Origin of the sequence: Sphingobacterium litopenaei (assembly GCF_014692495.1) — a bacterium.
Classification (GTDB): domain Bacteria; phylum Bacteroidota; class Bacteroidia; order Sphingobacteriales; family Sphingobacteriaceae; genus Sphingobacterium; species Sphingobacterium litopenaei.
Genome location: NZ_JACOIJ010000049.1, coordinates 1 through 17,053 on the forward strand (window position 1 = coordinate 1; position 17,053 = coordinate 17,053).

Genomic DNA, 17,053 nt, shown 5'->3' on the forward strand with positions numbered 1-17,053 from the left:
ACTATATCTTACCGATATAATAGTCCCAAAGACTGTTAATGTTTAATGAACCGCCGTATGCCGAACGGCACGTACGGTGGTGTGAGGGGTCAGGTAATCAAATAATGATTACCTTCCTACTCTATTTTAAGTTATACTAATAATAATTCTTTGTGTTTAAATAAAAGTTAATTACTTTCGTGTATAACTTATTATATGAAAGCCAATCTTCTGAAATTTCTCCTTTTCTTTTTTCTTGTTTTTATTTCTCCATATGCATCGGGACAGTTTTCGCAGTCTGCAGTGCCTTCTTGGGTTTTGGCACCTGATTCAAAACCCGTAAAACCAGACTTGGAGGATATCAATGATGGATACTATATCGAGTCTTATGAATACCAAGTTGACTTAGCCTCTAAAACAAGATTTTATCGCACAGCAAAAGTGATCTTCGATAATGCGGGAACAGAAAATGCTGGAAATATTTCAGTCTATTATAATCCTGAATACCAAAAAGTCATATTTCATGAGTTAGTAGTCCTTCGTAATGGTGTCCGGATAAATAAACTTAATCTTCAAAAGATTAAGCAATTATCTGTAGAGGATGATTTGACGCGTTCTATATATAATGGAATGAAATCAGCTTATATCATCATCGATGATTTACGAAATGAGGATAAAATAATCTGTTCTTATTCAGTACAAGGGTTTAATGGTGTTTTTCAAAATAAGTTTTGTGACTATTATAACCTACAGAGTTATGAACCAATAGGACAGGTTTTTGTAGCTTATATTGTCCCTGAGGATCGTCAAGTCCACTTTAAAGAATATAAAGACGCGCCTAAACCTACAATTGAAAATCGAGGAACGAATAAAGTATATACATGGGACTTAGTAGATACTAAAAAAGCTACTTATTATTATAATTCTCCGTCGTGGTATAGCAGTTATGATTATATCGAATGTTCGGAATATAAAAATTGGAAAGAAGTTTCGGATTGGATTCTCCAAATAAACCCTATAGTAACGATACAGCCCAATAATCCTTTGGGTCAATATGTCGAACGAGCCTGGAAAGAGTCGAGAGGAGAACCTTATGCTTATTTAACGAAAGTCACGGATTTTGTTCAGAATGAAATACGCTATATGGGGGTAGAAGTAGGAGAGTACTCTCATCGCGCAAATAATCCTCATCGTGTATTTGAACAGCGGTATGGGGATTGTAAGGATAAATCAGTATTGCTTGCTTCTATGTTAAAAGCAAAAGGAATAGGAGCAGATTTAGTATTGGCAAATACCTCGCACGAATACGGTTTGCGTGATCGTCTACCGTCGCCATTGCATTTTAATCATATGATCGTAGAGATAAATGTGGATGGTCGACATCAATTTATCGATCCTACGATTACTAATCAAGGAGGAAATATAAAAGAACGCTATTTGCCCTATTATGGTGATGTATTGACTTCGCGTGTACGTGATGAGCTAATTGGAGTAGGAAAGGAAGCAAATAAACGTATTAAAATTGTAGAAACTTATCAATTGGATAAGAATTATAAAGCTTTGTTAACAGTCAATACCATCTATGAAGGCGGAAGTGCAGATGAGATACGTAGCTATTTTAAAACAACTGCTAAAAATCAGGTTCAAAAATCATATTTAGATTATTATACGCGTTTATATCCTAAAACTAAGAAAAAGGAAAATATAAGTTTTGAGGATGATCTTAAAAACAATGTGTTTAAGGTTTATGAGGTGTATAGTATTGAAGATATTGGTACAGTGGATAGCCAAGTTGGCAAGCGTGTGTTGCCCTTGTATGCAAATCAGTTGACCACATATATCCCAGAGCTTGAGCCAGACCATGTAGGTCCTATTTCTCTGCAATATCCTTTGAGTTTTGACTATTCTATTAAAATAGTGAATGTTGATGGAAAACCATTCGATACGGTAGCAGATAATCATTTCCAAGAAAGATCTGCCTATAGTTATGGTAAACATATTAGCACAATTGGAGATACATTAAAAATTAATTACCAATTTTCTATTCATTCTTCCTTTGTTGAAGAGAAAGATGTTGCTTTATATAATGAGGATTTCTCGAATAGAGATGATCAGTTTTACAATGGTTATTTCCTGGCGGAAGATGGCGGTGTTGAAGTAATTAGCCCTGTAGGCTCTCCTTCATTATTGTCCTATGGTATTTTACTGCTGACTTTGATTGTGGCATTTGTATTTATCATCAAATTTTATCACAAGACAGAACCAAAATATTTTGTCCTCCCAGAAAATAATGGTTACGAAGAAAGTATGAATGGATGGACGAGTTTTTTAGGTTTCGGATTGGTTGCTTCATTAATTAGGTTGTTGATTAGTTTCTTTACGGATGATTCTTTGCTTAATGAAAATGTTTGGATAGTATCTACTTATCTAGGTGTCAACAGTGTGTTGTATAATACGGTTGTGGTTTGTGAAATAATTGGGAATGCATTGGTAATTTTGTCCTTTGGTTATTGTTTAGTGCTGTATTTCCAAAAAAGGGATATTTTTCCGCAGACCTTATTATTCACTTTTATATTCAATCTGGCTTTTGTTATCATTGATACCGTAGTAGCGCATTATATGTTGCCTGGACATTTTTCGTTTAATACTGTTGCTGCTGATTTATTTAGAATGATTTTGTTTTCATTAATCTGGGGAAGTTATATTCTTAAATCACAGAATGTTAAGAATGTATTTGTGAGAAAATATAGAAGTAATGAGGAAAAAGTGATTAATACTCATGACTGGGAAAATATAAAAGAGCTGGATTAATATTACGCATAAAAGCAAACAAAAATAAGAGCCATCAATTTGGATGCTCTTATTTTTGTTTGCTTGCTCTCTCATTAAGTTGCAAAGTTTTCTTCTTATAATTGATAACTGCCCCATATTTGTTAAGAATATCACCGCCAATTACGCCTACCACAGGATCTGCATTTATTTGGCTGTACGCAAAATTAATAGTAGAAAGATCCAAAACTGCGACTTCAAATTTTTTACATTCCCAATCTCCAATACGTAAATACGGCAGTATAAAAATTGCAGACTGCATTTCGTTAGTACCCAGTCCTGAGGATAAAATGCTGGTCTCAATCAATTTTTGCTCATCAATTCCTGCTTCCAATAAGGTTGTTCTATCTAAAACAGTCTTTGAGGCGCCTGTGTCTAACACCATTTTAAATTTTTTCTCTAATAATTCAATATGTAAAATAATGTGATAACCGTCTTGCTGCAAGGTTAGTATTTCGAATGGAATGATCTTCATGTAAAATGTATCGTAATTTATTAGCTCCTCATTAAATTAAATATTAATCTAAGCCTTATCATAGGCTGGTCATCTTTTTATTTGAATTGTTTTGATTGTAGTGAATGCATCAGAAATTAAAAGAATTAATCCAAAATTAGATGCACTACAATAGATTAACCATATTTAGATAATTAAGTTCAACATGCAATCCCATATGTTATCAAATAAAAAGAGGACTTTTAAAAGTCCTCTCAAATATAATAGAAAGTTTGTTAAGCCTATTAGATAATGTTGTTTTCGCTCAAGACAGCATTCATCGCTCTAACGGCAGATGCGCTAGCTTTGAATTTAGCTTTTTCCTCTTCATCTAAGGATAGAGGAACGATTTTGTCCCAACCATTCTTGTTTACAATAACAGGTACCCCTATACAAATATCACTTTCATCCAATTCTCCTTCGAGATAAACGGAAGCGGTGAAAAGTTTATTTTGATTCAATGCTATACTTTCGACCATTGCGGCTGTAGCCGCACCTGGTGCATACCAAGCTGAAGTACCTATCAAGGCTGTCAATGTAGCACCTCCAACCATTGTCTTTTGGATAATTTCTTCTTTTTCCACTTCGTCCAAAAACTCTTTAACAGGAATACTATTCCAAGTTGCTTTATTAATCAAAGGAATCATGGTTGTATCCCCATGTCCACCGATTACAATCGCATTTAAATCAGCCGGAGATGCATTCAATTTATTAGCTAATTGATATTTGAAACGCGAAGAATCCAACGCGCCTCCCATCCCAATTATTCTATTTTTCGGTAAACCCGAAGCCTTGTAAGCCAAATACGTCATAGTATCCATTGGGTTGGAGACCACAATGATGATAATGTCAGGTGAATATTTTACTAAATTATCGACTACATTTTTTACAATATTGGCATTTGTTCCAATCAATTCCTCACGTGTCATTCCTGGCTTGCGAGGAATCCCAGAAGTAATTACAGCAATAGAGGAACCTGCTGTTTGTAGATAATCATTGGTTACACCTTTTATTTTTGTATCAAAGCCTAAAAGTGCAGATGTTTGCATCATATCTTGTGCTTTACCTTCTGCAAAACCTTCTTTGATATCCAACAAAATGACTTCTTCAGCAAAATTCTTTCGAGCAATGTTGTCTGCAGTGGTAGCACCTACAGCTCCTGCGCCAATAACTGTTATTTTCATATTTCAAGGAGGATTATTTGTGTTATCTAAATATAATCATTATCAATGATTTATTGAAGAATAGGGTGAAAATAAAAATATCCTTTCTGGTTAGAAAGGATATCCGATTGCTAAGTTGAAAACGAGATTATTTCGTCTCCACTCTGAACTTTTAAAATCTATGTCTTTAATTACCCATCGATCGTTCTTTGGATAATAGGGAACGCGAACGGGGACAGCTAAATCTGTTCGCAATATCAGGAAGGTAAAATCGAAGCGTAAACCTGCTCCTGCACCAACTGCTAGCTCGGATAAAAATTCTTTTGAAAGTTTACCGCCTAATTTACCTTCATCTGTGTTTTGAAGCCAAATATTACCCGCATCAATGAACGCAGCCCAATTGAGTATACCTACACCAAAATCGACAATACGATTACGGTATTCGGTGTTTAACTCTAGTTTATAATCACCAGTCTGATCTGCGAAGAAATTTTCTTCACCTAGATTCTCTGGTAAGGCCGAACCTGGACCTACCGCTCTTGCTCGGAATGCACGAAGACCATTAGGACCTCCTGAATAAAATTGTTTTAAATAGGGTAGAGAACGTGAATTTCCATAGGAATAACTCATCCCCAACATCACGCGAGAAGCTAACTGCGCATGCGTTCCCAATTTCATGTAGTGGCGACCATCCGCTTCTATTTTGACGAATTGGCTATATTTTGTTCCAAAAAGTTCCTTTTGGTTATCGTTTTTATAACTTGCTCCCTGAATAAGACCTAAAACATTCCCTGAAAGGTTCATCCCTCCTTTGAAATAGAAGGTATGTTTCAGATTTTCCTGCATAGTATTGGTGAATGTGTAAGTATAATTAGGACCAAACGAGAATTGTGGTTCTACGATTCTACGAAGCGTAGGTACCGTATCCATTTGAGCCTTATACGCTTCGGAAATATTACGTGGCTGTACATAAATGATTTCAGCTAAGGTCAGATCGTGTTGCTTTTGTTCATTTTCTTTCCACATGTAACCATAATTCAAACTAGATGAATTTAAGGTATAAGCCGTACGACGATTTAAGAACTCGTAACCGAATTTTAAATAGGTTTTAGGAATAAAACGCCTTCCTGGAGTCCATTGGTAAGGAGATAATAGACGAGGCCAAGTGATAGTCATTTCAGCACCATAACGATAATAAGAAGAGTTCAAATTGACATTACCGCCCGTTTGAGTTTCGTATCCACCAAAAATATTCACAGATACTGTTTCAGCTCCTTTAAACGCATTGCGGAGCGTCCAAGTTATATTGGCTTCCGATCCATTATACACGGTCGCTGTCTTTGCTAACAATTCTACACGTATAGATTTCTTTGGAAGCGGTGTAAGGTGATAATATACATCTAATGTATTCGCGGAATCTGGATTAGGTTCAAAACTATTTTTGACAAATTTAAAAGCATTTAGATTGACCAAATGATTAATCGTCAAATTGTGATCATGACGATTGTATTCCTGACCTTTTTCGAAGAAAATGTGATTTGTTATTACTTTTCTTCTAAATGTATTCTGTCGGTCGATGATATAATAATTATCATCAAACAGTTCCATATACTCGGTATTTGGTCTACGGGTGTATCCTTGAGATGTCAAGGTATAATTTGGATAGATAAAAATATCACCAATTTTTTGAGGTTCTTTAGCTTGTTCTGAAGTTTCAGGTTTAATAGTGACATACATATTCACTTTGTGATCACCCACTGTACTATCTACTTCGACTAAAATATTATCTGGATTGAAATAATAATATCCTTTGTTTTTTAAGTCATTATCAATTCTATCTCGTTCATTCAAAATCACATCCAAATTATAATTCGAACCTTTTTTTAATAGGGATTCGGATCTAGTGGCGATAATATCTTGTCCAATATTAGTTGTGGAATCAATATCAAATACTACCGAATCAATACGATAAATTTTGCGTGGAATACCCGTATAGATTACCTTGGCTGTTTTACCATCAATACTTGTGTCAGAGTTGACAGTAGCGTTAAAGAATCCCAGGTTTTCCATACGGTTTCGTAAGAGATTCTCATTGTATTCTCGGTTGACATCACTTAAAAGCACAGGCTCTTCACCACGTTTTTTCAGCCAATTGCGGACAATATTATTTGTAGTATCATAGCCTCCGCCAGCATTCCAAAACATCAGCTTCCATCGCACACCTAAAGCTTTTTTATTGGGCTTAGGCATTAATAACCCTTCGAGATGTTCTTCAAAAGCTTCTTTACGTTCTGCATTCACATTGCTATCCATCTCAAGTTTTACGTCGCCTTCTACGTAAAGCTTTTCGCCTTCAGGAAGATGTTTGGTGGTGCTGCATGACATATTATACCAACATAGCATAGCCACGAAAGCCAAACTTAAGTATTTACTTTTCATTCGATCTCCTTTCCTCATCTTCATTACGTATAGCGGTATCATTTACAGACTTGATTTGTGTCGTATCCTTATTATTTTCTGTACTATCTTGATCTAACTTATTTAATTCATCTTTCTTCTGTTGTTCTTCTATTCGCTTGCGATAAGCTGGATTATGCTTCATCATGCTATCACGTATGACTAAGCGAACGCTATCTCTGTAAGCCGAATCCGTTTCCATGCGCTCAACATTAAATCTTTTACGGAAGCTGCTGTTATTTGGATCCAAATAAGCCGCTAACGCCTTTTCATTCATAAATAATTCTTTGAAACGGTTATAACTCATATTGATAATAAAACCAATACCAGTTTCTACAAATTGCCCTTGTAATGTTGCTTGATATTGATTTTTGCGGTATACCCGGGCAAAATATCGTCCATCTTTGGATAATTGATAATCCAATGATATATCACCTGCTATATTGTTCGGTTTTTCTCCCGGACGTGTTTTCCCTTCTACTTCAAAGTTGGAGCCAATAGTAATTTTAAGGCGATCGTCAAATAACATTTTTGAGAGACCAATATTTAAATCCGTTCTATTTTGAGCAGAACCCGAAAGATAATCTTGTTCTGATTGTAAGTTGAAATCCAATTCTACGCCTTTGATTAAGTCCGAAGCCAGATTATTCAATTGACTCGTCAGGAATGAACTTACTGAGCTGCGGGCAATTCCTTCAACGCCGCCACCTCCAGACAAACTTTCGAATGGATTTGCAGACATAAACCTACCCATAATGATTAAGGAGAAAACCTGTTTGTTTAGCTCTGCCGGATCATCCCGTAAGGCTACTAAGGCATTATTTACCTTAGAAACAACATCTTGAGAAACTACGGCATTATTTTCGTCCAAATCGATATCAAACGCAATTTCGGGTTTGAAAAGCTCTCCTGTAAGAATCAATTTTACATCGAAAGGAATACGTTGTTTGTAAAGATTTGAACTCTCCGTACCAATTTGGTTTGCGACCAAATCTAGCGTAGGGAAGCGCCCTTTATACAATGCGGTAATATCCAATCTGGCATCCAAAGGATCTCCATTCCATGTAATGGTACTACCTTTTTGGAAGTCAAATTCTTTCTTGATAGGTCCAAAACTAAATGAGTAATTACCATCTTCGACAGTAAAAGTCCCTGACATGGTGATTTTCTCACTCGCATCGATCGTAGTGGTTAATTCCGCCACACCTTGAATATTCAAGGCATCTTGCGAACCTTCATCAATGATGATTTTGAATCTTGCATCCCGATCGGTACTTAGGTTCAATGACAAATCCATACCAGTCAGACGTGTTGCGGTTGTCATGGAATCCAATTTTGCGAACACATTTGTACGTACAGTATCGCTTTTATCGACAAATTTGACTACCCCGTCCCGTTCTGCTATGCCAGGATTATCATTCGGAACGATGAATACGAAATCCGTGTTTTCATTAGCGGAAACATTTCCATCAATTACAGGCTTGTCTAGATTTCCGCGAATACGGATGTTTGAAGTCACATATAATTTTCCGAAGAAAAGATCATTGTCTTCACGTGTTGAGTTAACAACCGCAAAGTTGTTAGTGGTCAAATTCAGATTGAAATCAAAATCTGTATAATTTTTTGTTAAGATTGTACCATTTAGCTTCGCCTCGTTGCCTTTTCCATCTTTCAACAAAAACTGTCTGAATTGTAATCCCTGATTAGTAAAACTGATTTTTTGATTGTCCATTAAAAAATCAGCGTTCAGCATAGCAACGTTTAATCTTGCTTTATTAAAAGTCAGATCACCATTAATTTTTGGATTATCTAAATCACCTGTTATAGAAAGATCGCCAGATAAATCTCCATCCGAATTTTGTAAATAGCCTAAACTGAAGGCTTGAATGGTTTTCATTTTTAATGGTTTCAGACTTAGTGTAGCATTAAAAGAAGGTTTACCATTCAATGGAGCAAAATAATCGCCTAATAATTGTACATCATTGCCATTTTCGGTGATTCTAATATCCGCAGAATACGTGTTTTCTTTTTGATTGTGCACATTCATTAGAATGTTTCCAACAGTATCTTGACCGAAATAGAATTTGTTTATTTCCAAATCAGAAACAAAAACAGGCTTAGTATCTAATCTAGAAATTGTCGCAGCTCCGTTGATACCTCCACCAACATTCCAAGTGTCAGATTCTAAAATTTCGGATAAGGTTTCAATACGGAAATTATTAAATGTAATGTCAATAGGGGCGTTCAATGTGGAATCTTGGGATTGAATACGCAATTCCTGCCCGTTATTGCTTAATACAAAATCATGTGCACGAATACCATCTTTTCCAAAACTCAATTGATTGCTTGCTGAAGTCTGCCACGTATCATAATTCAGCATTAACCCATCTTCCAAAAGACTCAATAGGTAATTTCCTCTGTCTACCCCCATTCGAGCTCCTAAGTGATAACGATCTTTGTCTTCTTTGTCCTTAATCCAAAGTCCAAAATCTAAGTTATTTTCTACAGCTTGTCCACTGAGTACAGTATTCTTAAGTTCAATTTGGTTGACTTTTATTTTGTCAATTAGGGTAGAATAATACAGCGTACTATCTACCGTAATAATGTCCATACCTAGATTATCCACTTCTATGCCATCATAAATCACACTTGGAGCCAATAATTTGGCCATAATGGTCTTTTGTTGACTATCAAAAGTTCCATCGAGTGTGATATCACTCATTTTGGTAATATCAGGGAAAAAGTCTTTGAGGAAACGAGAATAATTCAGCGTAGCAGAAAACTCAAAATTTTGTGCATCATACTTTAATTGCTTCGGAGGTTCGTTATTTGGGTTATAATACACACGAACAACATCCTGCATAGAAGCCCCCAGTTCTGTTAATTTATATTTTCCAACCAAATGGGCACGTAAAAATTCAGAACGAAGCATAATCATATTGCGAGAAGTATCCGCACGTGCTATCAGCGATATGGTATCTAATGCATAGCGTTCGTTGTTGTACGCGATAGAAGATTGGGAGACATTTAATCGACCGTTCAAATAATTTAGATCTGCTGTTTCGAAATCTGCATCTATTTTTCCGTGATAACGGAAATTGTCATCCATGAGTTTAAGATTTTGAAGATTGACAGAATCAATCATCATATTCATTTTCACCTTTGGATAAGTGTCACGCATATTAGCGGCTAGATTGGCATTAAAACGAATATTAGGGTCTGTACTGATGATCGAACCAGCAATATCACCACTTTGCGCCATCAAATCCAGATTGATATCATGATAAGCATAACCCATCGCATCAAAACGGTTGATCGTTCCTTTGACGTCTGCAGCCATAGTTTTAGGATTCAGGCCAGTACCTTTTACTTGTGCATTGGCTGAAATTATTCCTAATACAGAATCTTGTTTCAAAAGATGACCTAAATTGAAATTGTCAATGGAAATTTGAGCATCGTAAGTCGTATCTCGTTTTCCCATATTAAGATAGCCATCTACTGAAGCATTTCCTTTTTCCGTTACTAACTTCATATTGGCATCAAATCCACTCATTCCACCTTTGAACGTTCCTGCTAAGGATATAGAATTCGGATATTCGAATTCCATATCTTTAGGCAATAACGATTTTGCTATTAAACGATTCAAATCCGCTTTGCCAGTAGTTAGTTTTTTAAGATTTAGATCAATATTTAACTTATCTGTATCTGGCAAGCCTTTGATTTTTGCGGAAGCAATGATATGCGTTTTGTCTAAAGTTCTGAATTCTATATTAGGTATATTTAGATCATCCAAACGTCCAACCACGCGACCATCAATATAGAATTTGCGGGTCATCAAAGGTTTCATCACCTCCATTTGCTCTAAATCCGGAGCAAAGTATTTGATGTCCGTCATATCGATTTGGCTTTTCTTGATGCGCGCATCAATATTGACCAATTGTGGATATTTGGATACCGCATCCAAAGAAGGATAAGTTACCTTGATGTAATCCTGAATAATAGTTTTCGGAGTCTGAACCAATAAATTCTCGATTACTGCACCAGTATTACCATATACAAAGTCACCTTTCAGTTGCTTTAGATATAAGCCCGAATGATCTTTAGCTGTTAGGTTTTGTACAGAACCAGAGATAGAATCGTTAGAATAATATAAGTTCTTTAACACCCCTGCTAGGTCTTTTATACCAATATTTCCATAATCAAAACCTTTAATTCGAGCTTGATTATTATCTCTGAAAAGAAAATTTGTTTTATCAACAGCTATTTTATCTACGGAAACTACCCAATTAACAGGAGAAGTCGAAGTGTCTTGTTTATCCTTAGGTTTGCTACTTTTATCAAAAACAACATAAGAGTCCGATTGGTCTAAAACAATATCTTTTAGTTTTACGACCTCTTTGTTTAAATCAATCTGGTCTACATTAGCTGAAAGATTTTTGATGTCAAATTTGGTCTTCATGGCTGATGAAGCATCTTCGTATTTGACAAAAATATTTTTTAGAGTGATTGTTTCGGTACCTAAATTGGGAAGGAGAGAAGTCGTTGTTACGCTTGGATCTGTGATACCAAAATCTTCGGCTTTCACATCCTTGGATTCCGTAGCAGGTGCCCATTGTTTGATGTCGGCAGACAATCCGTCAATATTGATATGTGGCAAATCAAAGGTCATGTTGTTTGCCAAATCGAAGGTTTTGACACGTGTCTCAAACTTATTTAATCGTAAGTCTGCGGACGTCCCTATCATATCGTCCGAATACACGAAGTGAATACGTTCTAAACCAATTTTATCTAGTTTGAAAATAAGAGCCGAAGTGGTGTCCGTATCCGCAACTGTGCTTTCTTTTTCCGATGAAAATGCCTTTACGATATAATCAAAATTAAAATTCCCGTCTGGAGCAGTACGTTTTATCTTGGAAGTGATGCCAGCAAGCTGTATCTCTTGCACTTCGATAGTGTTCTTCAAAATCTTGAACATATCAATGTCTACTTTGATTTTTTCACCCGCAATGAGGGTGTCTCGCGTTTGATCTTCAAAATAAACATTCTCTAAAACAAGCATTTTAGGAAAAGCGATATTGACATAGCCAATATCCACGGGGGTTCCGATCTTGGTTTCTAGGTAGTTGGATACTTTGCCTGCAATATAATTTTGAACGGCAGGTAAGCGTATTAAAAATACGACCAGTAATAATAGGGCTATTATTGAACCTATTATCCAAAGGAAAATACGTACAGCGACACGGGTAAATTTATTCAAACCTCAGTTGATCTACTTAAAATAATGTTAACACTGAATTATAAACATAAAAATACTTGAAAAGTTTACTTTTTTCTTCTCAAAGGCAAAAAAAATCCAGCCATCAGCTAAATTATTTTTAATGTTTTCAATAGTTAATATAAGCAAAAAATAAGAGCTAGTCAATTGACTAGCTCTTATTTTTTAGAAAGCACGTTCTTCTAGGTGTTTAGGGAGGTCGATATAATCGACACCTTTTGCCCACCAATCTGGTGCAGGCTTGCCTTTTAGATAATGATCAAAATATTCCATCATACGTACTGCGTAATCTTTTTTGTTTACCTCTTTCATCAATCCGTGATTTTCGCCATTGTAAGTAAGCATTACAACAGGTTTATTCAATCGACGTAAACTGTTATAGTATTCTATACCTTGTGTATAGTCTACAGCCCCATCTTTGTCATTGTGCATGATCACTAATGGTGTGTTGACTTTTTTAATATGATAAATAGGCGAGTTGCGGACGTAAGCATCCCAATTGTCCCAATATCCTGTAGTAAGACGTCCTTGGCTGGATTCGAAAATACTTTGATTAGAAGAACCCGAGTTCCAATAAATCAAAGAGTACATGGAAATCATATTTGTCAAAGGCGCTCCCGCAACTGCAGCTTTGAAGATATCAGTTTGAGTGATTAAGAATGATGTTTGGTATCCACCCCAAGAGTGACCATGGATAGCTACATTCTTTTCATCTACAATTCCTGTTGCAATAGCAGCTTTAACGGCTGGTACAACACAAGCTACGGCAGACATTCCAGGATCATTCAATTTGTACTTTATATCTGGCATCAATACCGCGTAACCATTATTGGTATACATGGCGCGATTGAAACCACCTCCAGGATAAGCCGGTTGAGAATAATTGTTTTTCTCGTACGTCAAACGCTCATAGATATAGGTAATTGTTGGGTAAGATTTTCCTTCCTCATAATTTGCTGGAAGGTACAATGTAGCTTCTAATGTGTCTCCATGTGCAGTTACATAGCTAATCAATTTTGAGCCAGCTGACAATACACCTTTCTTGTTTTCTGGGTTATTGTTCGTCAGCTGTTTTTCTTGAGATAAAGTTTTGTCACTGGCAACAAAGATGTCAGGAGCAACATTCGACTTTTCAATGGTATAGAAAAGATTTGTACTGTTTTTAGGTTTACGGATTCCTCCAAAATTAATGTCGTCTAATTTAAGAATTTGAAGTTTATTTGAGTTGGATGCAAGCAAAGCTACTCCTTTTTGTTTTGTATCATGATTGTAAATTCCAAAATATTGATCTTTCTTTAAATCAATAAACTCATCGTCTTCATAAATATAGTTAACACCCGTAGTCATTAATTTTTTTGACTTCCAATTATCTGTCAAAGTGTTTGCAGATTTACCATCTACAGATACTTTCCACAAATCGAAATTATCAAGCAGTAATACAAATTTATTATCTGCGGTAAACCCAAAAGAACTTGTCGCAGCTTTTTCTACATTGCGATCTTCCATCATATCCACAAATGATGCAGGGATATTTTGCGTGATATTGGTTAGCGCTAAAGTTTTAGTATTCAGCACATGAAAATGACCATCCTGATGAAGTAATAATAGATCTGAATTTGGCGAGAAACGTATACTGCGTGATGCATTTAAGTATAGTTTTTTCAAGGCCAATTTCTTTTGTCCAGTTTTGATATCTACGATGTACAAATCGCCATACGTTTGACCATTCAAATTCGACTCGTATTCATAAGGTTTAAAGTCAAATCCATATCCCACGGTCTGATTTGGAGCCAGAGAAATAGATTTAACAGCACTGTCAGCAAGAGATACAAATTTATTTTCTTCTACATGCCATGCACTCATGGTCGTGTAGTTTTTATCCGTTTGTAATCTGTTTTTCTGTACAGACTGAAGACGAACATCTTGCCAGTTCCAGATGATCATATCCGGCTTTTCTAAGTCTTTTTTGTTGACTTCTGGTTTTTTAGGCGTTGATGGAGTTTTAGGTCCATTATTCGCTATTTGTGTAGAATCTTTTTGTATTGCTGCGGCATTTTCTTTTGCTGTTGAATCTTTTTCGGCTACTTTTTTAGCATCCGCTTTAGCGATATCATCTATTTTTTTCTCTGTAGATTTTGGTTCTTCCGCCTTTTCTAATTTCGCTACCCCAAAGAATATTGTTTTCAGGTCCTTGCTCCAATAGGCGTTGGCATTTTGACTAATTCCAAATCCTGCTGTAATTTGATTTTCATCCAATCCACTGTATGTAAATACATCTGCATTATGCGCTTTGAGATTTTTGATACCCAACAAGGTATAAACAGGATCTTTATACTTTTTATCTGTTTTAGATTTTAATAAAGCAAAAGCTGTACCTTCCTTATTCCAAGAAATCCTTGAAAAATTAGCTTCATCATTATGCAGCGCATTTGAAATCCCAGTGTTTAGATCCATCAAGAAAATACCATTTCCATTTTTCCCATTCGCATCGATGATATAAGCTAGATATTGTCCGCTTTTGTTGAAACTGTATTCACTTACATTTCCAAGATTATATTTTTTCTTGGTAATAAGATTATAAAGAAGCAAATCAGCTCCTTTTGGAACATCTGTCGGACGAGTTGCTCCCCCCATAGCGGGTGATACTCCTGGATTTTGTCCTTCGAAACGTATAGCCACCCATTTGCTGTCTTGATTAGAAAAGCTAAAGCTTTGTACTTTATCGAAAGTAACTGAAGCCGTATCTTTTAATGCTACTATTTTCAGTTTCTTGCTAGATGGTCGGCGTGATTTTTCATTCGCCTTGATTTCTGAAAATTTTTGGTTTTCAAAAAAACTGAAGTATTGTGCATTTTGGTTGAAAAATATTGGGGTAGTAGCACCGCCAATCTTGTAATCGAATTTGGTAGTATCTTGTGTATGACGTAATGTCAATGTGAGATCGCCTTCCGTTGGTCCAGAGACATAGGCTAACCATTTTCCATCAGGAGAAGGTGTAGCGCCATTCATTCGAACGTATTCCCACTTTGGGACATCTTGCCATGAGAGTACTTTAGAAGCTTCTTGAGCAAAAGGTGTTAACCATGCCAGTTGACACGCGAAAAACAAAATAGATTTTTTTGTCATTTAATTTCGATAGGTTAAAATTCTTTATAAATATATTTATTTAATCTCATTACTTAATGACTGTATTAAATATGTTATAAGGATTATTTTACCTGAAAGATAAAAAGCGATGGATATGAACTTCAGACAAAAGTACTTTTTAGTTGATGCCTTATTCACTCATCTTATGAAAAGATTAAGTTTATAAAAGTTATAACTAAAATTATGGTATTTTTGTGATTCAAATAACTTTTGAATGAAAATTTGGCAAAAAAACATTGATGTAGATTCTTTTGTTGAATCGTTTACAGTTGGTAAAGATCGTGAGATGGACATGCATTTGGCAAGTGCTGATGTATTGGGATCATTGGCTCATACGCGTATGCTGAATAGCATTGGTTTGATGACAAATGAGGATTTAGCGGCTGTTCAACAAGAACTTAAAAATATATATAAAGAAATCCAGGCTGGTCAATTTCAAATTGAGGATAGCGTAGAGGACGTGCATTCTCAAGTAGAAATGATGTTGACTCAACGTATTGGAGATGCTGGTAAGAAAATCCATTCTGGTCGTTCCCGTAATGACCAAGTTTTGGTGGATTTAAAATTATATTTCCGCTCTGAAATTCACAGTATTTTCAATAATACTGAAGTGCTTTTCAATGAACTTATAAAGTTAAGTGAAAAGTACAAAAATGTGTTGATGCCAGGTTATACGCATTTACAGATTGCGATGCCATCCTCATTTGGGTTGTGGTTTGGCGCATATGCAGAGAGTTTAGTCGATGATTTGCATATGTTGAAAGCAGCTTGGTCTGTTTGTAATAAGAATCCATTGGGTTCGGCAGCTGGATATGGTTCTTCTTTCCCATTGAATCGTACGATGACTACAGAACTATTGGGATTTGAAGATTTGAACTATAATGTGGTTTACGCACAGATGGGACGTGGTAAGACAGAACGTATATTGGCTCAAGCTATGAGTTCTATTGCCGCTACATTAGCCAAATTTGCAATGGATGTAACGTTGTTTATCAACCAAAATTTTGGATTTATTTCGTTCCCAGCTCATTTAACAACAGGATCGAGCATAATGCCACACAAGAAAAATCCTGATGTATTTGAGTTGATTCGTTCACGTTGTAATAAAATTCAGGCATTGCCAACAGAAATTGCGATGATGACTACGAATCTTCCAGTAGGATATCACCGTGATTTGCAATTGTTAAAAGAAAATCTTTTCCCAGCGTTTCAGTCTTTGAACGAATGTTTGGAAATCGCTACATTTATGTTGGAGAATATTGAGATAAAGGATAGTATTTTGGATGATCCAAAATACGACTATCTGTTTTCTGTGGAAGTGGTAAACAATGAAGTATTACAAGGCATACCATTCCGCGAAGCTTATAAAAATATTGGTCTGGCTATTGAAGAAGGAACATTCCAACCTTCGAAAGAAGTGAATCACACACACGAAGGAAGCATTGGTAATCTGTGCAATGATCACATTCGACGTATGTTTACTGAAGTAAAAGCTGATTTTGGTTTTGAAAAAGTTGAAAAAGCATTACAAGAGCTAATTAAGTAATACTATAGAAATTCTATAAAAAAGGTGCTTGTAATGATGCACTGCCCCCAAAAAGTTAGACACTTTCTGGGGGTATTTTTATGGAACGAAAAGTCAAATATGATTTAACATTTAAACTTAAGTGTGTTAAATTAGTTGAGGAAAAACATCATTCAGTCACATCG

Annotated in this window: 7 protein-coding genes; 2 read left to right on the forward strand and 5 right to left on the reverse strand. The window is 35.8% G+C overall.

Annotation, left to right across the window (positions count from 1 at the left end; genetic code table 11):
* Positions 1–195: 195 nt before the first annotated feature.
* Positions 196–2,790: a DUF3857 domain-containing protein gene (locus H8B04_RS15800; RefSeq protein ID WP_190302969.1), complete on the forward strand. Its 2,595-nt coding sequence runs from the start codon at positions 196–198 to the stop codon at positions 2,788–2,790.
* Between the two features lie 49 nt (positions 2,791–2,839).
* On the opposite strand, the gene H8B04_RS15805 is transcribed toward H8B04_RS15800, so the two are convergent.
* From H8B04_RS15805 to H8B04_RS15825, 5 genes are all read right to left on the reverse strand, one after another.
* Entirely contained in the window at positions 2,840–3,283 is a 444-nt protein-coding gene (locus H8B04_RS15805; protein ID WP_165292307.1) for a retropepsin-like aspartic protease, read from the reverse strand.
* A 263-nt stretch (positions 3,284–3,546) separates the two neighbouring features.
* A complete protein-coding gene (locus H8B04_RS15810; RefSeq protein ID WP_165292308.1) occupies positions 3,547–4,485 on the reverse strand; it encodes a malate dehydrogenase in 939 nt (312 codons plus the stop codon).
* A gap of 90 nt (positions 4,486–4,575) precedes the next feature.
* Positions 4,576–6,903 (reverse strand): translocation and assembly module lipoprotein TamL, encoded by a 2,328-nt coding sequence (tamL, locus tag H8B04_RS15815; RefSeq protein ID WP_223815467.1) that lies wholly within the window; start codon positions 6,901–6,903, stop codon positions 4,576–4,578.
* Positions 6,893–12,178, reverse strand: coding sequence for a translocation/assembly module TamB domain-containing protein (locus H8B04_RS15820; protein WP_190302971.1), 5,286 nt, complete (start codon positions 12,176–12,178; stop codon positions 6,893–6,895). Before H8B04_RS15820 ends, tamL begins: the two co-directional genes overlap by 11 nt.
* A gap of 183 nt (positions 12,179–12,361) precedes the next feature.
* Entirely contained in the window at positions 12,362–15,322 is a 2,961-nt protein-coding gene (locus tag H8B04_RS15825; protein ID WP_190302972.1) for an alpha/beta hydrolase family protein, read from the reverse strand.
* 235 nt (positions 15,323–15,557) lie between these two features.
* Between H8B04_RS15825 and argH the strand changes: the two genes are divergently transcribed.
* Entirely contained in the window at positions 15,558–16,889 is a 1,332-nt protein-coding gene (argH, locus tag H8B04_RS15830) for an argininosuccinate lyase (RefSeq protein WP_190302973.1), read from the forward strand.
* Positions 16,890–17,053: the final 164 nt, after the last annotated feature.